The organism is Pedobacter ghigonis, from assembly GCF_903166585.1.
Taxonomy (GTDB): domain Bacteria; phylum Bacteroidota; class Bacteroidia; order Sphingobacteriales; family Sphingobacteriaceae; genus Pedobacter; species Pedobacter ghigonis.
Window position 1 is genome coordinate 740,322 of record NZ_CAESCM010000001.1, and the last position, 22,742, is coordinate 763,063.

Below are 22,742 nucleotides of genomic sequence, written 5' to 3' on the forward strand. Positions count from 1 at the left end.
AAAAATGAGATGTCACGATCCCTGGTGATCAGGGAGCAGGGAAGCTTTTCTATCGGGGGCACAAAAAAGACTGTACCCGGGGAGTTTAACGTTAGTAATGCCCTCGATTCTGCGGGGCAAACCTTTCATGGCGACCATGCCTACGCATTCTACCAGATACCCGAGCAACCAAGAAAATATCCAATGGTATTTCTCCATGGCGCCGGTCAGTCAAAAAAAACATGGGAGACCACTCCAGACGGACGTGAAGGATTTCAGAATCTGTTTCTTCGCAAAGGTTATAGCGTCTTTCTCCTGGACCAACCACGCCGCGGCGAAGCGGGTAAAAGTATGGTCCAAGCCACCGTATCTCCACTCGCTGACGAACAGTTCTGGTTCACCCAGTTTAGGATCGGTAACTATCCGCAATATTTTGATGGTGTACAGTTTCCAAAAGATCCTGCTTCACTCGAACAGTTTTATCGGCAGATGACCCCAAATACCGGCCCATTTGACGGCAAGGTTATTGCCGATGCTGTTTCGGGCCTGTTTGATAAAATCGGCGAAGGCATATTAGTCACCCACTCCCAAGGTGGTGGCCCAGGCTGGATTACTGCAATTCAAAATCAAAATGTTAAGGCCATAGTTGCGTACGAGCCTTACAGTGGTTTCATTTTTCCAAAAAATGAATTGCCAAAACCGATAAAGTCCTCAGGATTGTTCGGAGAACTGGTAGGGGCCGAAATCCCGCTGGATGATTTTAAAAAACTGACAATGCTGCCAATCATTATTTACTATGGTGATAACATTGCTAAACATCCCTCCACAACATGGAACAGTGACCATTGGCGCTCAGGTCTGGAGATGGCGAGGATATGGGCTGCAACAATAAACAAATATGGTGGAGATGCTAAAGTTGTGCATCTTCCTGAGATCGGGATAAAAGGCAATACCCATTTTGCCTTTTCTGACCTAAACAATATTGAGATTGCAGATCTTTTATCTGCCTGGCTAAAAGAGAAAGGTCTGGATAAGTAAAATTGGTAGCAATCTCCGTAATTCATATACCCTCGAAGCATTAAAATTGGGGAAATTTGTTGTCAAAGAAATCGCTTATGAAAACAATAATTCATCCCGGCATGGTGATCGCTATAGTGATTTGCATGCTTTCAAACTGTACAAAAGCCCAGGTCCCTTCTTCCGCAACGGAGAAAAGGTTAGAGGGAAAAGACATTTTGATCGTTTATCTATCCAGAACCAATAACACCAAAGCTATCGCAGAACTTATTCAAAAGGAAATTGGCGGAAAACTGGTTTCATTGGAGTTACAAAAGCCTTACCCGGAAAACTATCAGGCAATTGTAGATCAGGTAGCAAAGGAAAACGCTGATGGTTACCTGCCCCCTCTCAAAACCAAAATAGATAGCATAGAAAAGTTTGATGTGATATTTTTGGGATTTCCAACCTGGGCCATGCAGCTCCCGCCTCCTATGAGAAGTTTTTTAAGGCAACATGATCTTAAAGGAAAGACCCTTATTCCCTTCAACACCAATGCCGGCTATGGCATAGGAAGTACTTTTCAGACGGTAAAAGAACTGGCGCCGTCAAGCACTATACTCGAAGGCTTTTCCATTCAGGGCGGAAAAGAAAGGGATGGTGTATATTTTGTCATGCAAGGCGAAAAAGAAAAAAAGGCGAAAGAAGAAATCATCAAATGGTTGGAAAAAATCAAGTTTAAAAATTAAGAACAGCAATGAGAATATTTAACATTAAGTTTCTGGCAATATTTCTTGGTAGTGTATTTTTTCTGATTTCAAAAATGTCTGCACAAGAAAATATAATGGTAAGTTCACTGGATGCAAAGCAACGGAGCCTTATCGCAATTGCAGCGCAGACCGCAAATGGTGATTTGGAGGGTTTGAAAGAAAGCTTGGCCCTGGGTTTAACCTCCGGCCTTAACATCAATGAAATCAAGGAATCCATTGTACACTGTTATGCATACTGCGGGTTTCCACGTAGCATCAGGGCATTACAAACCTTTATGTCTGTATTGGACGAGCGGAAAGCTAAAGGACTTAACGATCCATTAGGCTTGGAAGCATCTCCGGTAAATAGCAATGATAACAAGTATGATCGGGGAAAGATGGTACTTGAAAAGCTGACCGGCATAAAAGAGACCGGACCAAAAAAAGGTTATGCAGCGTTCTCGCCTATTATAGAAGTGTTCCTGAAGGAACATTTGTTTGCAGATATTTTCGAAAGAGATGTACTAACATTCAAAGATCGTGAACTATTGACCGTATCAGTAATCGCCAGTATCGGTGAGGCTGAACCAATGTTGTCCTCACACTTGAATATTTGCATGAATGTGGGGCTCGCGCCGGCTCAGTTACAAGAATTTGTTAGGGTGATCAAACCAATTGTCGGCAAAAAGAAATCTAAGGCCACGCAAAAAGTCCTCAACGTCGTTTTAGACAGTAAAAAGAAAGAATAATATGAAAGCTTTAAAAGAACTCGGTTTATTAATAACACTAAGCACTACAATTATGGTATCGCCAGTGCTTGCACAATCATTAAAAAAGACGGAGAATATAAACCCTTATACACTGGTATATAAAGGAGCTATAACTAAAAATGAAACAGGAAAGGTCAATATTCAACCTGTAAAATATAAGATCAACGGGATTAATATCGCTGCCAATGTTTATACCCCGGCTAATTATAATCCATCAGAAAAATATCCCGCCGTGGTAGTCGCTCATCCAAACGGCGGAATCAAAGAACAGACAGCAGGGTTGTATGCACAGCATCTGGCAGAAGCAGGGTATATTACCCTGGCCTTTGATGCAGCCTACCAGGGCGCCAGCGGTGGCGAACCCCGTCATACAGATAAACCTCAATATCGTACGGAAGATATCTACGGAGCAGCAGATTTTATTATCCGGTATCCAGGAGTAGATGCAAAACGTTTAGGTGTTTTGGGTATCTGTGGAGGTGGTGGTTATACTTTAAAAGCAGCTCAGTCAGACAAACGTTTTAAAGCGGTTGCAACTTTGAGTATGTTCAATTCAGGAGAGGTAAGACGCAACGGCTTTCAAAACTCACAGGTTAATACCATTCAGGAAAGACTGAAACAGGCTTCAGATGCTCGCACTCTGGAAAAAGAAAGTGGTAGAATCCCTGAAGATGGACGGATAGAGACAGGTGGAAAATCAATTTTTTCAGGGGTGGCAAGTATAACCGATGAAGAAATCGCCAAGACTTCAACTGATCTATATCGTGAAGGATACGAGTATTATTACAGAACGCATGCCCATCCAAATTCTACGTTTTTGTATACGACAAGCAGCCTAATGGATTTAATGACCTGGGATGCTACAGACCATATTGCTTTAATCGACCAACCATTGTTAATGATTGCAGGAAGCAAGGCAGATACTAAATACATGACAGATGAAGCATTTGCAAAAGTTACCAACTCGAAAAAGAAGGAACTGTTCTTGATTGAAGGCGCTACCCACATACAAACTTATTGGAGGCCAGAGTACGTAAGTCAAGCTGTGAATAAACTAACGGATTTTTATAAAACCAATCTTTAATATGGCTATGAAATGTAATGTTAAATATTTAATTCTGTTAATGGTTATTGCTATTTCCTCATGCAGTAACCAAAAAAAAGAGTCAGAGAGTCAGCCCTTATTTCCAAAGGGGAATAAAAACACAAGTAAAAACTTTACAGGCGAAGTATGGTTAAAGTCACTTGTTGATGCAGATACTTTAAATGGCAATACAGTAGGAAACGTAACTTTTTCTCCAGGAGCAAGAACTAACTGGCATTCACATCCAGCGGGTCAGATAATTTTAGCTACAGAAGGCGTCGGCTATTACCAGGAAAAAGGCAAAAAGAAGATTATACTACATAAAGGGGATATTGTAAAATGTCCTCCAAATCTTCCTCATTGGCACGGAGCTAGTCCAGAATCCAAGTTTGTCCAGATTGCGATAAGCAGTCGCGATCATGGCCCAGCTGTTTGGCTTGAAAGCGTAACCGATAGCGCGTACGTATCAAATTAATGCTGATGCGTTATCAAGTTTAAATTAGATACGTTAATACAATAGTTGAATAAATCAGTTTTTGTTTGAAAAAAAGTTTAGGGTAGTAAGATAAATGCGTCATTAGAAAAATCGTTATGGAAGTTTCTTTTTTCGATATTGCCCTTCGATTTTATTTTTTAATGCTTTTTCAAAATTCACAATCCTTTCACAATGCTCATAAAAGTTCGAACTTCCGCGGATTGACTACCATAAGGAAACAGCATATCTTTGTTGTTTCCTTTTTTTATACCCATAATTCACTATACAACAGTTAGTTGCACCTCTCCCGTTACCGGTTCGACATTTTCCAACCAGTTAAACTATACCATAGTAAATTTGGGTCTAAAAAAATCTATTAATCATACGCCGAGTGAATATTTGACTTGTTCGACTTTTCCTTAAGGATTTCAACTTCCTCCTGTACCATTTCTCTATTATGGAGCTTGGCAATGAGGTATAAAAAACTCAATATTACAGCAACCTCTTCATCGTCAACCTTTATTCCATTTTTGGCAAGCAACGCTATCGCCTTACTCCCAGAAACCTTTCTGTCTATATAATCCATCTGATTTCCCTATTATGCTATTTATTAATCACTACCTTCGAAAGCGCAACATTATGGCCTATAGATACCTCCCTTTTATTCAAGTCTATTCCCACTGGAGGAAAAAAGCTGACCAATTGCTTTTTATCCGCTGTATCGAGATTATCAAAGCCCCTAAATATGTCTATCGAAGTCCGGAAGGCAAGCCTCCGCTGCTCTTCGATTGTCTTTAGTTTGATGGCAACGTCACAAAGCTCCTTCTTTAAAACCCCAGTAATCTTCCGAACTTCACTTTTCATTTCACTATAGTCATCATATTTCAATATGTTCTCCACAAACAGTTTCCTCGCCCTGGAGAGCATTGTCTCTTGCTCGGCTAACTGACGCTTAAGTGCTTGCCTTTCGTAAAGGAATCCCGTCTTCTGCGTATCCACATTCCAGTCTGCAAGAATGGCAATGAACAGGTCTCTTACCATTTCCGATAGCTGCAATTTCCGGAGCTGATCACTATAGCTGTCATTTAGCTTGTCCGCCCTGACCCTTGCCCTACATCCCTTGCGACAATGATAATAGGCATATTTTTGCGTATTGCCCTTGGAAAAACTTCCAGTAAGTCTCTTGCCGCACAGCGGACAGACCAGAAAGCCCGTAAGAAAAAAAGTGTCTTTGAAATCTGACCTTATGGTACTGACCTTTCTTTTGGTATTTATGACATCCTGCACCTCGTAGAAAAGGGCTTCCGGTATCAGGGGTTCGTGTATTCCTTTTATCATGACAGTCTCCCCATTTCCTAGCTTCAGCGGTATCAGACCACAGTAAACTGGGTTACGGATAAGTTTGGAAAAATTTGAGCGTGTACTTCGCAACCCTTTATTCAACGCCATTTCGCTTAAGTGCCCGATCTTATAGATATTCTTCGCAAGCTGACGGAACACCCAACTAATAATCCCGCTTTCAGGCTGTTTGGGCACTATGATCTTACGACCATCCAATGATGCCATATTCAAATATCCCACAGGTGCCTTGTTGGGGTACCTACCCATCTCTTTAGCCTTTCTGATTCCATTTAAGGTATTCATCGCACGTCTCGTGTTCTCCGCCTCTGGGACCGAGAGGTAGATGGCCAACATCACAGCGCTCTCGGGAACGGAAAGGTCTAGCTGCTGATCAATAGCCATTGCCGAAACATTGAGCTTTCTGAGAATGCCCAGCATTTCATACGCGTACTGTATATTACGGCTGAACCTGTCCCACTTGATGAAAAGGATATTGTTTTCTACCTTTCCCCTGCCCTTTCTCAATTCGGAGACTAGCTTCTTCCATTCTGGTCGATTGAAGTCTTTTGCTGAAAAGTCTTCCCGGTAAATTCCCTTTACGTAGATGTTGTTCGATTCACAGTATCTGATCAATCGATCTTCCTGTTCGGGCAGAGAATAACCCCTTCTTTTTTGTTCATCAGTGCTTACACGGACGTATAGATAAGCTGATTTCATCATGTTAGAACATTTGTTTTCACTATTAAAACGTGTAAACAATCCTATGATGCAAAATATTTAATTATAACTCAGTATTTATGCTCCTAATTTTGAAATACATAGATTGGGAATATTCAAAAAGTGTTTTATAAAGAGTCATCTTTTGTTTTGGATAATAAGTACCGATTACAAGGACTAGCGAAGTGATCAGGAAAATTTACTTATATAATAAAACTTAACTCAATGACAGGAACATCTATGGGCATCACTTAGATGTTATGGAGATGTATGACACCTACGAACGTGCCTATATACAGCTGGTTTGCGCTAGGGTGATCGAACACAAAATGCGCCTAATGCTCAGAATTACTATAATTAGTTTTAAGTACAGAATATCAAATTAAGCCCTAGATTTTATAGAATGCACTGCTAAAAAGTCTAGAACGTTTTCTCCTGTTCCTTTGTCCATATGTAATTGTTTAGGCGTGACTTTGTCATTTGGCCAAACCAAATGATGATTTGTCAACTTAGCTAATCTGGAATCTCTAATCTTCTCTACTAAGCTCTGATGTTTTTTATTTTTGTTGTTATACATAAATGCGAGTGAACTGGCTAGTATATCTGAGATCTGAACGCCAGTATAGTCGTTCGACGATACTAAGCTTAGAGATGAGATCTGCGTTGGGTAAATCATTTTTCTACTATCATACCCGACATTTTTTTGCTGGATCTTCAATTTTCTTGTGAACTCTATGTGTTCTCGGAAGTGTTCGATTTGTTTAGAATCGTCCTGTATTATCATAAGTTTACTTTTTGTTTTTTTATACCACTTATCACAAAGGATGTAAAAACCTGACAAAGTCACGTCAAGATCAAATTTACCAAGGAACTTTAGAATTTCGTCGATTTGACCCTTACTTTCCAATATTGGATCAATTAGATCCCTTTCTTTGGTATTAGGGTGATTGCTTAGTGCCTCAACCGCAGAGTAAAAGTTATTTACCTCAATTTGGCCTTTTTTTCTAATCATTTTAATAAATGTTTGTAACATCGTCTCAAAAAGTGCTGTATCCCAGATTTTACCAAAACCAAAGTGGTAAATGTAGTTGGTCATAGCTATGTTTAAGCCTCCTTTGTAAATATCGATGTGGGCATCATACATAACAGGTTCTATTAGTCTATCTACAATGTGAGCCGTTGCGGCGTAGGCTTTATGTGCAATAAAACAGTTAATATGTTTCTCATTTATATATTCATGATTAAGCAAAGCTAAAATTTCCTTCCTCCCATTTTCACTTCCTTTCAGCTTCACAAAATGGATTTCAGTAGGATCAGAAAAGAGCGATGACAAAATTTTAAGCTCATGTTTTGAAAAGTTATTCGACGCTAGCACAAAAGCACCTTGTTCGGAATTTAACAAATCTTGACCTGTGTTTCCAGCTTCATCAATATAAATTTCCTGAAAAGTTTTAGTGGTTTTTTTCTTCATTGTAATTATGGGCATATTTTCAAATCTAAAAGTAAATTTACTTTTCTGTCGATTTCAAACAAAGTCAAAGGTCTCATTTGGATTATTATGTTTTAAGCCTCTTGCATAGTTATGCTATTATTTAGGGAAGCTAATTTATTAGCGTAGTTATCCATTTAAGTATTATTATTAGTTTATTGCAAATACATTTAATTAATTGGCATAGCATTGCTTTTAATGTTAATATATTTGTAACTTAGAAATATTCAACATGAACCAAGACCTACTTTTACGCTTATTTCGCTCTATCGAAGGTGACAAAAACGATGATATCGTTAAAGTTGCTTCGCTGGTTATTGAAGATGAGGAGAAGAAAGGACATGGGAAATTGGCGGATAAGCTGAAATCCATACTAGATAACAGGCTTATTGCTAGCTCAAAACTTAAAGGTGAGCTTCGTAAGTTGATGCCTCAGGGGGTCTCGATTCCTACCGATAAGAGGCACCATTTGCCATTGGCAATTACAATTGATCGGGAGGAGTTGCGTCATGAGATGGTACTGCCAAAGCATACGGAAGAAAAGATAAGTCGAATTGAAAAAGAGTATGCAGCCAAGGAAAGGCTAGCACTTCACGGCTTAAAATACCGTCAAAAAATATTGTTTTATGGTTCTCCTGGTTGTGGTAAAAGTATGGGTGCCGAACGAATAGCATGGAATCTTGGTCTGCCATTTTTGAAAGTCCGTTTTGATGTTATTATTTCGTCATTTCTTGGAGAGACTGCTTCTAACCTCACCAAATTGTTCGATGGTCTTCGAGATTATCCATGTGTATTGCTATTGGATGAGTTTGACATCGTTGGCCAGACACGTGGAAACCGCCAAGATGTAGGTGAAATGCATAGAATCGTTAATATGTTATTGACTTTACTAGAAGAATATAATTCTTCAGGTATTCTTATCGCGACTACCAATTTGGAAGGCTCACTGGATGAAGCACTTTTTCGTCGTTTTGACGACATAATTGAAATGCCAAAACCTAGTAAAGGGGAAGTGCTCAGGCTGACTAAAATGACTTTATCGTCCATCGAAAAAGACAAGCAAATTGATTGGGAAAGTCTTGGTGAAAAAATGGTTGGCTTTAGCGCGGCACTTGTGGTTAAGATTGCAAATGATGCAGCTAAACTGGCAGTAATTAAAAATGAAAAGGTAATCATGCAATTTCACCTTGAACAATCTTTATCCGAAAACGCTCTATATCTAAAATAATGGCTGAATACCCTCATCTAAAATTACCGTTTAAGGTCGCAGGCGCGCACAAAACAAAAGGAGGTGGGGACAACAAAAAGGGCGACAATACGCTCGCAAACTTGCAGAATAGAAATGGCCATGGGAATTACCTTCAGGGGCAAACCAACAAACTGTTGGATCGCTGGGATGAAATCCGGACTCTCCGAAAGGAAGCTGGTTTGGAAATGCCAAATGACGTTGATATTCCCGTATTTCTTAAGGTTGACACCGAATCCTTTAAGTTCGAAACACTTATAAATTGGGGAATTACTGTATTGTCGGAGGAAGAAAATGGTTATATCCTTGGTGCCTCTTCAGATAATTTTCAACAGTTTCAAAAAAATATCAATGAATTTTTAGCCGAAAAGGGAACCTATCGTGATACTGCAGCGAAGATATGGGAAATAATTGTCGATGATTCCTGGAGATCCGCCCAACTTATCAAAGGCGATCTTAAGAATGTGTGGGATATTTTAAAAGAAGATCAGCCTTATTTGGTCGAATTAGGCGTGTCCTGTTATCTTGCTAATTTGAAAAAATACCCTCAAGAGCAAGACTTCGATGACGTAGAAAAGTTTACAAATAAGCTTGATGAGTATCACAAACATGTTCAAAATTTGGCAGTTGAACGTGACGATATGCAGATCAAACGGGAAAGCGAAATCGAACATTATGCGAAAATCTATGGTGCCAAAATAGAGCAAATTTGGGATAATCAGATAGATGCTATATATTTCAAAATACTAATTAATGGACAAGGGTTGCGCGATCTTGTTATCACCTATCCATTCTTGTTCGAAGTTAAGCTTGATTCTCAATATGTGATAGAGGATGAGAATATTGGGGATTTCTCAGAATATCAGTTGGAATTGATCGCACCTGGTGAGGGCGCTGGCAGGGTTTGTGTAATAGACAGTGGAATTCAGGAAGCCCACTTACTTTTGGCCCCAGCAATTGATGGTTTTTCTTCAAAAAGTTACGTAACTGGTGACAATTCAGTTGCAGATTACGTTAAAGTTAGCGGACACGGGACTAAGGTTGCTGGCAAAATACTTTATCCAAATACTATACCTCTAAATGGTCCGTATTCACTTGGTACGATTATTCAGAATGCGAGAATCCTTAATAAAGATAATCGAATAAGTGATGAGCAATTTGGCCCAAATTTAATGGAACAAATTGTGAATGATTTTCCAGATACCAAAATTTTCAACCTGTCAGTTGCGCAAGATGAGGCGTACAGTGGTACGCATATGTCTTCTTTAGCTGGATCTATTGACAAGCTAATGCATGAGAAAGATGTTTTGTTTGTTATTGCGTCTGGAAATCTGGATTCAGATTGCGATCAAGAAAGGCGGCCTGGGGTTAGTCAACACATTGCTAATGGTAAAAACTTCCCAGAATATTTAATTAATCCTTTGTGTAGAATTGCCAGTCCAGGTATTAGTTTTTTCGCAATAACAGTGGGGTCGATTGCAGAGGTGGACTATCAAGATGAAGATAATGAATCAATTGCAGGAGCTGGAAAAGTTTCTCCATTTTCAAGGTCGGGGCCAGGACTTTGGGGTTCAATAAAACCAGATTTGGTGGAATATGGTGGTGACCTCGTAAAAGGCATTTACAGTAACATCATTAAACGGCACGACGGCACGTCAGTACAGACAGTAAATTCCACCTTACATGGCGCAAGCGGGGTAGGTAAAGATTCCATCGGAACTTCATATAGTGCACCAAAAGTAAGTTATATTGCTTCAAGATTACAGGCTGAGCACCCTAGTGAAAGCGCTCAGATGTACCGTGCATTGGTAATCCAGAGTGCAAGACTTCCTGCGCATTGCTTCCAAGACCCTTCTCCAAACGACTTTAAATTTTATGGCTATGGAATTCCAGATGTAGACAGAGCGCTAAACAATTCATCCCAACGAATCACCTATATACAATATGGAACAGTTCTGCCGAAGCGAGCGGACATTTACCATATTAATATTCCTGAAGATCTCAGAGGAGAAGGAAAGAATTTTGAAATTCTTGTTGAAGTCACTCTATCATTTACCTCTCGGACTAGACTTACTAGAAAAGGAGCACATTCATATTTAGCTACATGGCTCGAATGGCGCTCATCAAGATATAATGAGAATATGACAAGCTTCAGAACTAGAACGATTGAATATCTTGATGAAGAAAATAGTGATGGAAACGTTTCGGAAGAAGGCGAGGGAGCCATTAAATGGTGCCTTCGTGAAAATCCTTTGTGGGGTGGCAATGATATAAACCGAAATAATTCGACAGTTCAGAAAAGCTGGGCGATTTTAAAACCACACCAACTTGCCGATAACTTTAGTATTGCAATCGTTGGACATTCCGGATGGGATAAAGATTTACAAGCCGAAACGGATTATGCTCTAGCTATTTCTTTCGAAGCGATAGGGGCTGAAGTTCCATTGTATAAATTGATTTCTGAGGCTCAGATAGAAATGGAGCAGGAAACCTAGCTGGAATAAATCCTACTTGCTGCTTTAAATAAGAAACATACATTTTTGTAATTTTATAAAATCGGTTTCTGTTTCCTCATCATCTGTCATAAAGATGAGTTGTATAGGAAGTAATAGTAAATTTTCCAGTAACTTTCTAATTGGAAAAACCAATTCAATTGCCCCCTCTTTGCCAAAATACAAAACAAAGACAAGCAATAATTTACAGTAAATATATTTCTGGTGGGATGAGGTCAATCTATTCTGGTTTATTCAATAGCTTAATTATCAGTTTATTGGACTGTTCAATCTCTACCGAAAGAAACTGACCTTAAATTCCGGAATGAGTTGATCCCTCCTAGCGAAATCTCCAGATTAGTTCTTAGCCGATAGGTTAACGAATGTTCGATCCTTTTTCCCCATTCTTCTCAGCGCCGCCTTTGAGCGGGTTTATCAGCAGAGCGTCTCCATTATATTAGAACAGATTAAGCCAGTCCAAATACCTTGAGGTGTGCGGGGTTGAAATAAACAGTCGGATGTTCAGCGTCCAGCTCAAGTACCATCTGGCTAGGAATGACGTCTTTTGAAAATAGCTCGCACAGCTTCTCGAACCGAAACAGGTACTGCGGATGATAGATGAGTTGTACAAGTGCCACGGGATTGCTATCAATATCTTCCTCCAATCCCTCTTTGATATATTTCGCTATCGAGTTGCGCTTTGCCCATAATATCCCATAACCGCAGACATGCGCCCTGCCCCGAGCACCATCCCCATTGGTCATTTCGACCAATACCTTACTCGGAACCAGTGGATTGAAGTCGTAAATAGGATTTTTATAATGAATGGCGGCCATGAAGACAAAGCGGATGATAGCGGTGGCAATCTGTTTACTACTATAGGGCAGCAACCGCATACCGTCCCAGATGAGGTTGCATCCGAAGTCGATTTGCTGCTGCAGTTTTTTGGCGAATGGAATCTTGTTTCTTGTAACATGTATGGAAAATGCTTCGTTTCGGTTTTCGCTCAGCGTGTTGATGGCATCGGTCAACTGGGTGATGTAGTTGTTGATATTCAGCGCTCGAATGTCGCTTAGACGGATATCCAGGGTAACCATATGTTTCCGGTTAAAGCTCGACCAGGTTTCTGGTGAGGATTCCAGCCAGTTTTTTATCTTTTTACTTTGCCAGGAACGGTGCCTGGGCATTCCTTTGCTTACATATTCATACATGTCCGTCTCCGGAAGTATTTTGATCTGTTGAGCCGCCAGTAGGGATTCGATAAAGGTAATGTTATTGCTTCTGCGCTCGGCCTCGAAATAATGGTCCAGATTCATCTCAAGTACGCTCTTTTTATCGGGATAAATTTCGTTGTCCTGGATGGCATTCGATGGCTCCTGGTAAGGAAAAAGAATCCGGTTGAACTGGTAGAAATTTTCGATTCCTTTGAATGGGGTGTACAGGAACTGTCCATGCTGGGCTTCTAGCCGCCAGAGGTTCGCCACAGAGACCGAGAGGAAGCAGGGCCGCAGTTCGTTGGCTTTGAGTATCTTCTTGAAGTAGGATTCAGCAAACTCAACTAGGCTGGCGAAGTCCTGGGAATTTACGCAAATGATACAGGCCTGCTGACCGGGCTGGTTAGCGGCAGAGTGCGTGGCGAAATAACCGGCTACCTCTGGTACTGTCGTAAAGTCGATATAGTTGGTGGGCAGGCCGTAATGTTGGGCGATGGCAAAAAGTTCATCAACCTTGCTCAGGTGCTTTTGTAGTACTTTGTTTTCGGAAGCGAAATGATATAACATGGTTATTCGGTCCCTGGCAGCGAGGTACTGCGTTTCATTAAGCCTATGGAGTGAGGAAACGACTTCCCAGTTCTGGGCCTGCCCCCTAAAGAGATGATATTTGCCTTCCGCTTTCCATTTTTCAGCTAAGGCAAACGCTTCAGTTAGGCTGTTCACTTCTGTAACTATAGGATCGAAGGCGATATCATCTAGATTCATTCAAGATATTTTGGTGGTTTGATGGGGTTGTTGATTTTGGTGTTTCAAAATTAGGCTGATAACCCAAAGCTTTTCTTTCAGTGATCGTTTTGGGATCTTGCTGTTGGAATATTCTCAGGTCGCCACTTTCAACGGACTCGGGCTGCTGTTATCATCTCGGACTATTCCGGCTGATCTGGGCGACGTAAAGTTCGAAGTAGCTTTGCCTCATATCGCTCGAGCATTCGATGAGCGAAAATCTGGCGATATTGGATTTGAAGCGTTCAATCTGGTCTTCCACTAAGAAATCATCTTTAAGATGCGAGGAAAATGCAAGTACATAGTTTACTTTCTTTATCACAAAGAGGCCTTTGAAATCCTCGAAGGATAGGCCCTGGACATGGCCGGCTCGTTCAGCTAGGGCATGCGCTTCCTCCAGCCACTTTTTTTCTTTGCTGGCCAGATCGAATTTTAGCCTTCGCGCCGATAGGATAATCTGGTTGGTCAGCTCACGGATCTGTCCTCCGAAACCATATTTGACATGGATGAGGTAGATATTGTCCTTATCATAATGGATAAGGTCACAGAGTTCAATGCCATCTGGGGTAAAGGTGTCCATGACGATATAGCCTGCCCTGCCCTGGTAGCTCAGATTGTAGTCTCTTTCAGTGGCCAGGATTTTTTTGTCCCATGGCAGATCCAAGATTGTCTTTGGGGTCTTATTGGCCCTGAAGATATGGAGGGCATCGGTCTGCAGTTCATTGACAAAGGTTGCACGCAGTTTGAACCATTTGGTATCAATAAGAAAATAGGGTGTTTGGTCGAGGTGAAATTCCGCGTTGAAATGGTAGAGAAAGGCGGAACCGACGCTCTTTTTGTTGTTGTGGTAACAGGTCACCCGAACGCCCTGAAGAAAGACCATCAGGCTGAATTTATCGTTTTCGCCCACCTGTGTCAGCGCGTGCCGCATCACTTTGAGGTAAATTTCATCTTTGTGCTCTGCCCTCCCAAATTGTTTATGACCTCCGTCGTCCGTTTTTGCTTTTAATATGTAATAGTCCGCCTCGTAAAACTTTTCGATATTGTTGGGATCACAGAAATCAAATTCAAAATGGGGCTGGTATTCATCAACGGTGCGGTTAATGTGCGGGATGTCGTCGTAGAGCTGCTGGATCAGTAAGGGATAAAGTTGATCCCTGATGAAACCGCTGTCAGTGACCTCTTCATAGGAGCTCAGGTAATCTGACGGCGCTAGTTCCTGTATGTAGTTGAGTTCGCTCACCAAATCGTCCAGGGCATCGAAGTCAATTGCTTTTTTGACCTTGAAGCCTTTGCTGACGGTGATCTGGATGCGTTCGTTGACCTTGGTCTTCAGGTAGGAGAAATGGGTATCTGTGGTCGCTCTGGAAAGTCTGAGTTGTATCTCCACCGGAAATTTCCCAAACCTGATGAAGTCCATGATTCGGAAATCTTTTCGAAACTGTTCATTCATGCCCACCCTATTTCCGGTGATGCCGCGGGAGCGTATAGAGATGAGCTCATCTTGATCCCTGGTCATGATCCGGCTGTAGGTGTTCAGTCCGTAAGACTCATCGATATACGGAAGGATGATGCGAAAGGCGCTTCCTCCAACGATGGCCAGTAAGTCAATGCTCGTCTCGACAAAGAGTACGAGAGATAACAGTTGCTGGGAAAAATCGCGGTCTATCGTGAGGTCCTCTGGCAAAAAGTCCTTCCAATCCGATTCAGCTTCATGGCCATTGTCCACGAAAAGTGAGTATTTGTGTTGTTCGGTCGCATAGGTGGTCAGTCGGCCCAGGATTTCGCTGACGGTTTGCTTTTTGAGTGGATTGCTGGCCAGGATATATTTGATGATGGCGGTATTGTCCTTTAGGGACCTGAGCAATCGGTGTCTGCGATTGATGCGGTAAACGGTTGGGTTTTGGGTCATGGAGCGTCAATTTGTTTTTAGTTTAGCATGATTACGGCTAAAAGTATTTTCATCTAGTCAAGATGGATTTATCATTTACTTGGTTGACTTTTTTTAAACCCTTCTGTTTGGAGCTTGAATCACGAGTAGGCTGGATTCTAAAATTCCGGTCATACGAAAGTGTCGAACTGCCTTTCGAAGGTTACAATAAGCCCTGACATAATTTATTTTTGGGAGAACCTCTTCTACATCTGGTCCAAGCAATATTTCGTAATTGTCAATAGTCCGATAGGTTTGATTTCCAAACTTGTCGCTGTATTTGATTTGTAGATAATGTTGACCGTTGCTCGCTATTTCATCTTTAATCAGTTGTTCAACCGTCAGGCTTTGCTTCAATAATCTTTGTCCGCCTGATTCTTCGACTAGATAACCAGGGGCTGTTTTGATAAATGGTGTTGCAATAAGGGTGAACTCTCCGAGTTTATCGAGCGCTATTTCTTCATTCTGCAGAGTGATGAAGTTGAAGGCGGTAATGAAATATAACCCACTTTTACAGTACAGATTTATTGGTTTTACGACAACATCGCCGATCAACAAATAAGAGGATTGCTTTATGGCCTGCTCCAAATTTCCAATCAATGTTTCTGAAATGATGGGAAGTGCCAATAGCGCCTCGATGGGTAAGACAACTTCGGAATACTTTTCACTCGCTGCATTATAATATTTACACTTGGCTATCCTTGTGGGAAATATCTTGTTTTTTTTACTTACCCCTTTGGGAAGTTTGCTTGGATCGTGTTCGCTGACCTGCAAAACCAACATCACTGGCGGGATAAAAACCATGTGTGCTGCTATGGAATTCGTTTGAGATCTGCCACCGGTCACCTTTGACTCAATTTGTAGGAAACTTCGGCGTTTTCCCATTTCGATTTGTAGGTTCTTTAAGGAAACTAAACTCCCCTTAAAGATGGGGTCTATTTCTCGCTGGTCTGACTGAGGATGTGCGCTCAGCTCCGATGCGGAAAACCAATGTTCTGAGAACTCATTCTTTTTTGTGGAAAACCAAAGGCATTTGTAGCGGTTCTGTGCGTCTTCGCCATCGTCTTCTTGTTTGCTAATTACCTCAGAAACAACCATCGTTGGTGGCGTCATCAAATGTTCCCCGCTTATGATTATCCCCGTAGAGGCCTCGCGGAATGGGTGGGTCCGTAGTGAAACAATGCTTCCGATGGAAAATGTTGACATGTGTGAGTGCGTTATGTTAAATTATAACACAAATATAATATCTTTGGGCTAACTAGGGTACGGATTTAACATGTAGCAACTGGAGACAGACCATTCTTACCGGTACAGAATAGCGTACGCAGGGCTGGACATTGTGATTACCGCCCTTATAGGAAGGAGATATCGTCTCGATACTTCTTGCCCGTAGAGGAGGAATGTCGACTCCGAGCATGCTCGCGGTCCGCATTCCGATGGTTAAACATAGTACAAAGGTAATAAGAATCTGACGTAATTTAAATGCTGTTATCATAATGGCTTGAATTAATGTGATTTGCTTTACTGAATTTGGAAAATTTGGCGTGACTCAAGAAATTGGGTGACGGTCTGCTCAATTTTGAGTGTATGCGCAGTGAATGACGCCAAAGTACCCTAGTTTTTTTCTATGAAGATCAAACAAAAATCAAGCTGGCTCAAGAATCGTGGTTATCTCCACTTGACTAATCAAATCGATGTCTATACCCGCAAAAGCGAGGTACTTGGAAAGGTAAGCAATCCTAGTTTCGTTGCTAAGCATGACTTTTTCCCGCTACTACATACGATCATTTCTGAGCGCCGGTATAAGCGGGCCAAAGATGGCGGAAATGACTCTAGGGCACACTCGCACAATGGGGAGCCTACTGTCAAAGATCGGCCCCTACATTATGCAACGCATATGGATTCGATGGTTTTTGGTTACTATGCTGAATTGCTGCAAAAAGACTATTTGCTACGGTTACAACTAAACCCTTTGCTTTCGGACTGCGTCACAGCCTACAGGCGGATTGAGGATCCGAAACGAAAAGGTAAAAATAAAGGGACCATCCACTTCGCCAGCGAGGTATTTCAGGAGATTGAAAAACGGGCATTACAGGGTTGTACAGTGTTGAAGTTCGATATCGAGAGTTTTTTTAGTTCGATTGACCATAAGATGCTCAAGCAAGCATGGATTGATCTACTTCAAAAACCAACAATGCCAACAGATCATTATAACGTTTACCGCGCGTCTACCCGCTTTTCGTATATCAATCGGGATGATTTGCGGATGCCAAACCGCGGTCATGGTGGCCGTTCCGGTTTTGATGAAAAGAGGCTTGCCCGAATTAGAAAACTGGGTGTCGTTGCTTTTTTCGAATCTCCAAGGGCCTTTAGAGATGAATTGAAGCTGGGAAAATTTTGTATTCATAAAAACAAGTTTAAAAATGAGGCTGGGGAGATGATCGGAATTCCCCAAGGCTTACCCATCAGTGCCGTCTTGGCCAATCTTTACCTGCTAAAACCGGATACGGTTATCTTTAAGGAGATCGTAGAAGGGCTTGGGGGATATTACCGCCGATATTCAGATGATATCATTGTCATCTGTAAGCCCGAGGAAAAGCAATTGGTCAAAGACATTGTGGAGAAAAGTCTGTCAGACAATAAGGTCAAGGTAAGCATTCCTAAAACGGAGGAGTTTTTCTACCACACCAAACTCGGGCCATCCGGAAATCGGATACAAGGTTATAAGATTGAAAAAGGTGAATGGAAAGTAGGTGCTCCGTTAACTTATCTTGGCTTTGAGTTTGATGGCGTGCGCACATTGATAAAATCGGCAAATGTGGCAAAATTTTATCGGAGAATGGTTTTCGCTGTGAAAAGTAGAACTAGACGGGCTATGCTTTCAGCGGCGGCCAACCCTGACCTCACCGATAAACTTTTCAAACGAAGGTTATTTCGATTATATGCCAACATTAACCTCGAGAAATCTTACAAACACCACAATTTGAAGCGGCTGGAAAGAAATGTTAACGGTGAGTATGTTTATCAAATCGAGGTGGATAAAAGGGAATTTAGAAGTAATTATTTTAGCTATGCAAGGCGTGCTGATGAAATTATGAATCAACGACACATCCTGCGCCAACTTCGCAGGCACCGCTCAATTTTTAGGAAGACCGTCAGGTTGCAGTTAGAAAAGTTCAAAGCCCGTCAGAACGTAAGACTTTCATCCAATTTGTAGAGGTTTGAACTAAGATAAGCTCAAGCTGCCTACAGTTTACCAAGCAAGATTGGCTTACAAACACGTTACTGCTAGAATAAACTGATTTAGCAACAGTTTAATTTTCGATTACGACAAATCTCATCGTTAAAGCCGAATGCTGACTGGGCATTTTTCTGTTGGTTCAATAACCGATAGTTTATTTGCCAAAATTATAACAAAAGCTAAGTTAACAAAAATGGAAACCGTTATTGGGAATTGCGGGTTTAATGCATTCAGTCGGATTCTTTCAATCAGGGGGCACCTATTTGATTTCTTAGTCGCGGACGATTCCGTTTTTGAGGCAATTCAGAAGCGCTTGGTGAAGATACCAATATGGGTTGGGCCGTTTGATGTGAAGTTTTCCCTCCAAAGAGCTTGTCGTTAGCTTTCCCATATGATATTTGCCTTCCACTGAACGGGATAATTCACCGTTCACAAGTTTGTTATGCTCATTAACAATTTGGAATTGGATATGTTCAGTCTTGTCAATTTTGTCTAACACCTTATAATCCATTGTAACAAACGGGACTGCCCATTTGATCAGTAATTTGGCGCTGGTATCATCATAGGGGTCTTCTTCGGCCTGTCCGTAATCGGACTTGAATTCCTTAGATAGCCGTAAAAGTTCAACTGGTAAATCTTCTATCCGGGGATAAAATTGTCTCAAGACCTGTATCAGCACCAAAAATGGAAAATCGCGGTCATAAAAAGTACGGCCGCTTACGATTCTAAACTGTCCCATGGGGTATTCGTAAGTGCTGAGTTTGGTAAAGTTGCGAACTTTGATGGAGTCGATGGTAATCAATCCCTTCATCATGTACTGCAGTGTCTCGGCAAACTTGGGCTCACGGCTTGAGATATTGGCAATAGAGTTTGGTGAGGCCTGGATATCATGCCCCATATTTGTCATGACATTCTTGATGAAAAAACTAGCCAGGTTTTCACTCAGAAATTCCCTGAAATCGAACTTATAGATCGCTGTAGAGTAGAATTTATTGATATAGCCTTGGAAATCTACTAAGGGGCCGTATTTATGGACGAATATGTGGTGGATATTGACGATGTCGCAAACGAAAATTACTTTATCAAAGCCAAATTTATTTTCTTCGGTCTGGCTCTCGTGGTGCGCGGTAAAGATATTGAACAGTCTGAAGATGTGATCGGGGTCTAACCTATCCATATCATCGATGACCAGGATGATTTCTTTGCCTTGTTTTGCTTGTCGGATTCGCTGAATAAACTCTTTGATGCGGCCGGTAATTCCGTCCATCTCCCTGATAGAGCCAGAGCGGAGTTTTTCTTGTGCGAGGTATTTTACGATGACTTCTAATTCATCCTGACTTAAATCCTCTTTATATTTTACGATCTGACTGAAGGTATTTGTAAGCTCGGCGGTGAGTTCAGATAGAGCCTCGGACCCAGGGACTAATTTTGCTAAAGCCGGAAGAAATGGAAAGATATCTAATTTTGATTCAAACCACAGTTTCCCTGCGATTAGCAAGTCAACGTCTTCCTTTTCAAGCGCAATTTCCGGAATGAAGTTTTCCATCAGGTATACGAGCAAGTCATGTTTGATCAGCTCGAATATATCCTCATTGCTCGAGACGCTATAATCAACGGGGTAAAGTTTAACGGCAATGTAATCATCCTGTTTTTTGAAAAACTGTTCTAAAAAATAGGTTTTACCGGCGCCGAAAGGGGCGGAAAATAAGATTCGCTTATTGCGTTCCGGCTTAATGTGTTCATGAAAATCTTCAATGATTTCACTGGTATTGATATAATAATCATCTGGTCTGTTACTGATTTTTGACATAAATAGAGAGTTGGCTGCTTTTTTTGATTTTGACTAAGGGCAAAATACCAAAAAGGATAACATTTTTTTGAACTCAACGGCAATTGATTGAACCTTATATTTTTTTCACTGTATCTATATTAGCGTGCAGCGAGCTAGGCAATTTCCGGTGATAAATGTTATTAAGTGGTTTTATAGAATTTGCATCCCTTCGCCCAACCTGGGTATTTCGACAAAAGTGTGTGAAGTCCTACTATAGCTTGTCGTTTAACCAATCCATAAAACACTTACAATTTCTTTTTTCTATACTGTCCCTCAATCTCGTTATTGACCACTTTTTCAAAATTTACTATGGCCTCACAATGTTCATAAAAGTTCGATTTTCCGCCGATTGACTCTACTTAAGGAAACACCATATTATGGTTGTTTCCTTTTTTTATGCCCATAAAATTCAGGACGAGTTAATAAAGGAATAAAACTTAAGGTTGAAAATAGAAATTGCGCGCTTTAATCATCATATATTTAGCTGCTAAAACCTAATGTCATATGAAACATATATTCTTCTCAATACTCCTTTTTTGCTTTGGCTCTCACCTATCGGTGAATGGCCAAAATAAAAGCCTATCTAACACTTTTTTACAGCGACATTTTAAGCATCTTGAACCAATCATTTATACAAACGCAATTTCTATCGGACTGGAGAAAGAATTCCTCTCCATTTTCAATCATGATACCTTAAGGAATAATCAGAGTGAAGCAATGTTGATATTGACTAAGGTAGAAAAAGAGCGTATTTACAACGAAATTGGGAAGCTAAATCAAAGGTTTGTTGACAAGGACTTATTAAAAAAATCCTGTTTTCTCCCTAAAGAAAAACTGGATTTGATACTTAAAGACCAAGTTGGTGGTTGGGCCGATTTTTATAAGAAATATGGCAAAGGTTATTATTCGTTTTCAAAACCGATTTTTATCCGGGATAATTCAATTTGCATATTTTTTTTCAACTACACCTGTGGTGTACTATGTGCAAAAGGTGAACTTACAGTATATAAGAAGTCGGGTAAAAAATGGGTAAAATGGTTCATATTGAATGACTATATCAGTTAATTAAACCTCTATTTGAAGATTTTGTCTCGTCTTACTATAGCTTGTCATCAAACCGATCTATTAAAACACTTACAATAATTTCTTATTCTATACTGCCCCTCAATCTTATTCTTCAATGCTTTATCAAAATTAACAATCGCTTCGCTATGTTCATGCCGGGTCGATTTCTCGCCGATTAACCCTACTGAGAAAAAGCTCATCGAAAGATGGGCTTTTTTTGTTTAAGGCGATTTTAGCTAAATCCAGTCAGAGACTATTTTCTATAAGTCAATTCGTAGAACTCCAGCAGGCATTGATCTGAGCAATCCATCGACATTTTTAGCAATATTTTTCTGATTGGTTAAATATGCTGTATTTTAGATCAACCAAACGACTTTTCATGAAAACTAATTTTTTGCTCCAGGCCTTATTCCTGTTAATCATCAGTTCAAGCGTGTTTGCCCAAAAGCCTGTTACACCAGATGTTGATAAGCTTAACCTGCATTTGAGCCATTACAAAGACTTTGATACGCACACTAAAAAACTACTCGGTGTAGGTTACAAAAAGATCAACTGGACGATTGCTAAAAGCGATGACTGGTTGCAAAATTCAACTTATGAAATAACCAGCGATACGATCCAGACTATAGTGGAAATCATCCATGGAAAGGGTAAGGAAGTGTTTAAGGTAAATATGTACTACGGCTATACGCCAGAAAAATGGGCAACGTTTAGCGATGCAAGGAAAATACAAACTGCAGAATCACTTTTCTTTAATGTATGGGGGATGGTGAGTGAACAATTTGAAGACAAGACAAAAGCCCAGCGCATAGTTTTTGGAAATTACAAGATAACCGATTACGATAATCCTAAAACCTATTTGAAAGGGCTGGATGATGGGGATTTAGGTTTCTTCTGCTATTGGGGTCCGTTTATGAAACACCCTGTTGAGTTGCACAGCTACAACGCCAGGTTGATAAAGGTAACCGTTGCCGATCCGGAAGCAATGACTGCATACTACACCGCGACAAAAAAATAAATCAAACAGCGGCTGCCAGGCTGTAAACTGATCGCCCGGAGACAGAAACTTATCTAGCGCAAGTCTTAGCGCCATCGCCTCAAGAAGGACAGACTTGTGCTTTTTGTTAAATTAATCTCTTTGAGAAAACCTTAATTGATTATTCCTGTGTACGCACAAGTCATCCAGCACATTGCTCCTTTCACTAAGACCTATCAGATTGGCATATATCGGGATATTTTAAACAAATCTACAAAAGAGTATATTCTTGTTACATTGTATCACGAAGACCTACAAGCCTATTTTGCAGAAAAAAACGGACCTTAGCTAATCAACCTGGAGA

At 40.8% G+C, this 22,742-nt stretch carries 17 protein-coding genes; 10 read left to right on the forward strand and 7 right to left on the reverse strand.

The annotated features are described in order from the left end of the window. Positions 1-9 precede the first annotated feature (9 nt). From HWV58_RS02905 to HWV58_RS02925, 5 genes are all read left to right on the forward strand, one after another. On the forward strand, positions 10-1,017 hold the full coding sequence (locus HWV58_RS02905; RefSeq protein WP_175632620.1) for an alpha/beta hydrolase: 1,008 nt from the start codon (positions 10-12) through the stop codon (positions 1,015-1,017). A 77-nt stretch (positions 1,018-1,094) separates the two neighbouring features. Further along, positions 1,095-1,724: a flavodoxin gene (locus HWV58_RS02910; protein ID WP_175632621.1), complete on the forward strand. Its 630-nt coding sequence runs from the start codon at positions 1,095-1,097 to the stop codon at positions 1,722-1,724. 74 nt (positions 1,725-1,798) lie between these two features. Further along, positions 1,799-2,473 (forward strand): carboxymuconolactone decarboxylase family protein, encoded by a 675-nt coding sequence (locus HWV58_RS02915; RefSeq protein WP_235972630.1) that lies wholly within the window; start codon positions 1,799-1,801, stop codon positions 2,471-2,473. A gap of 1 nt (position 2,474) precedes the next feature. Next, the gene (locus tag HWV58_RS02920) at positions 2,475-3,578 is read left to right on the forward strand and encodes an alpha/beta hydrolase (protein WP_175632623.1); all 1,104 of its coding nucleotides are present in this window, start codon (positions 2,475-2,477) and stop codon (positions 3,576-3,578) included. 1 nt (position 3,579) lies between these two features. Next, positions 3,580-4,053 carry a cupin domain-containing protein gene (locus HWV58_RS02925; protein WP_235972631.1) on the forward strand — a complete coding sequence of 158 codons (474 nt, stop codon included), beginning with the start codon at positions 3,580-3,582 and terminating at the stop codon, positions 4,051-4,053. A 376-nt stretch (positions 4,054-4,429) separates the two neighbouring features. Here the strand turns inward: HWV58_RS02925 and HWV58_RS02930 are convergent, their stop codons facing one another. The 3 genes from HWV58_RS02930 to HWV58_RS02940 form a co-directional block, all read right to left on the reverse strand. Beyond that, entirely contained in the window at positions 4,430-4,639 is a 210-nt protein-coding gene (locus HWV58_RS02930; protein ID WP_175632624.1) for a PTS sugar transporter subunit IIBC, read from the reverse strand. 17 nt (positions 4,640-4,656) lie between these two features. Continuing rightward, entirely contained in the window at positions 4,657-6,114 is a 1,458-nt protein-coding gene (locus HWV58_RS02935; RefSeq protein ID WP_235972632.1) for a recombinase family protein, read from the reverse strand. 379 nt (positions 6,115-6,493) lie between these two features. After that, positions 6,494-7,582, reverse strand: a complete 1,089-nt coding sequence (locus HWV58_RS02940) for a DUF3800 domain-containing protein (protein ID WP_175632625.1) — start codon at positions 7,580-7,582, stop codon at positions 6,494-6,496. A gap of 250 nt (positions 7,583-7,832) precedes the next feature. On the opposite strand from HWV58_RS02940, the gene HWV58_RS02945 reads away from it, so the two are divergent. Together HWV58_RS02945 and HWV58_RS02950 are read left to right on the forward strand one after the other, a co-directional pair. Next, a complete protein-coding gene (locus HWV58_RS02945) occupies positions 7,833-8,828 on the forward strand; it encodes an AAA family ATPase (RefSeq protein WP_175632626.1) in 996 nt (331 codons plus the stop codon). Continuing rightward, entirely contained in the window at positions 8,828-11,341 is a 2,514-nt protein-coding gene (locus HWV58_RS02950) for a S8 family peptidase (RefSeq protein WP_175632627.1), read from the forward strand. The genes HWV58_RS02945 and HWV58_RS02950 overlap by 1 nt, the downstream gene beginning before the upstream one ends. Positions 11,342-11,805: 464 nt before the next feature. Here HWV58_RS02950 and HWV58_RS02955 read toward each other — a convergent pair whose 3' ends face one another. The 3 genes from HWV58_RS02955 to HWV58_RS02965 form a co-directional block, all read right to left on the reverse strand. Further along, entirely contained in the window at positions 11,806-13,317 is a 1,512-nt protein-coding gene (locus HWV58_RS02955; protein ID WP_175632628.1) for an FRG domain-containing protein, read from the reverse strand. A 151-nt stretch (positions 13,318-13,468) separates the two neighbouring features. Next, on the reverse strand, positions 13,469-15,247 hold the full coding sequence (locus HWV58_RS02960; RefSeq protein WP_175632629.1) for a DUF6119 family protein: 1,779 nt from the start codon (positions 15,245-15,247) through the stop codon (positions 13,469-13,471). 93 nt (positions 15,248-15,340) lie between these two features. After that, complete coding sequence (locus HWV58_RS02965) at positions 15,341-16,471, reverse strand: hypothetical protein (protein ID WP_175632630.1); 1,131 nt, start codon at positions 16,469-16,471, stop codon at positions 15,341-15,343. Between the two features lie 421 nt (positions 16,472-16,892). Here HWV58_RS02965 and HWV58_RS02970 point away from each other — a divergent pair, with 421 nt between their 5' ends. Beyond that, the gene (locus HWV58_RS02970; RefSeq protein ID WP_175632631.1) at positions 16,893-18,482 is read left to right on the forward strand and encodes a reverse transcriptase domain-containing protein; all 1,590 of its coding nucleotides are present in this window, start codon (positions 16,893-16,895) and stop codon (positions 18,480-18,482) included. Positions 18,483-18,777: 295 nt separating this feature from the next. Here the strand turns inward: HWV58_RS02970 and HWV58_RS02975 are convergent, their stop codons facing one another. Continuing rightward, positions 18,778-20,316, reverse strand: a complete 1,539-nt coding sequence (locus tag HWV58_RS02975; RefSeq protein WP_175632632.1) for a P-loop NTPase fold protein — start codon at positions 20,314-20,316, stop codon at positions 18,778-18,780. A gap of 525 nt (positions 20,317-20,841) precedes the next feature. Between HWV58_RS02975 and HWV58_RS02980 the strand changes: the two genes are divergently transcribed. Both HWV58_RS02980 and HWV58_RS02985 read left to right on the forward strand, forming a co-directional pair. Then, positions 20,842-21,402, forward strand: a complete 561-nt coding sequence (locus tag HWV58_RS02980) for a hypothetical protein (protein WP_175632633.1) — start codon at positions 20,842-20,844, stop codon at positions 21,400-21,402. A 379-nt stretch (positions 21,403-21,781) separates the two neighbouring features. After that, positions 21,782-22,420: a hypothetical protein gene (locus tag HWV58_RS02985; protein ID WP_175632634.1), complete on the forward strand. Its 639-nt coding sequence runs from the start codon at positions 21,782-21,784 to the stop codon at positions 22,418-22,420. Positions 22,421-22,742 lie beyond the last annotated feature (322 nt).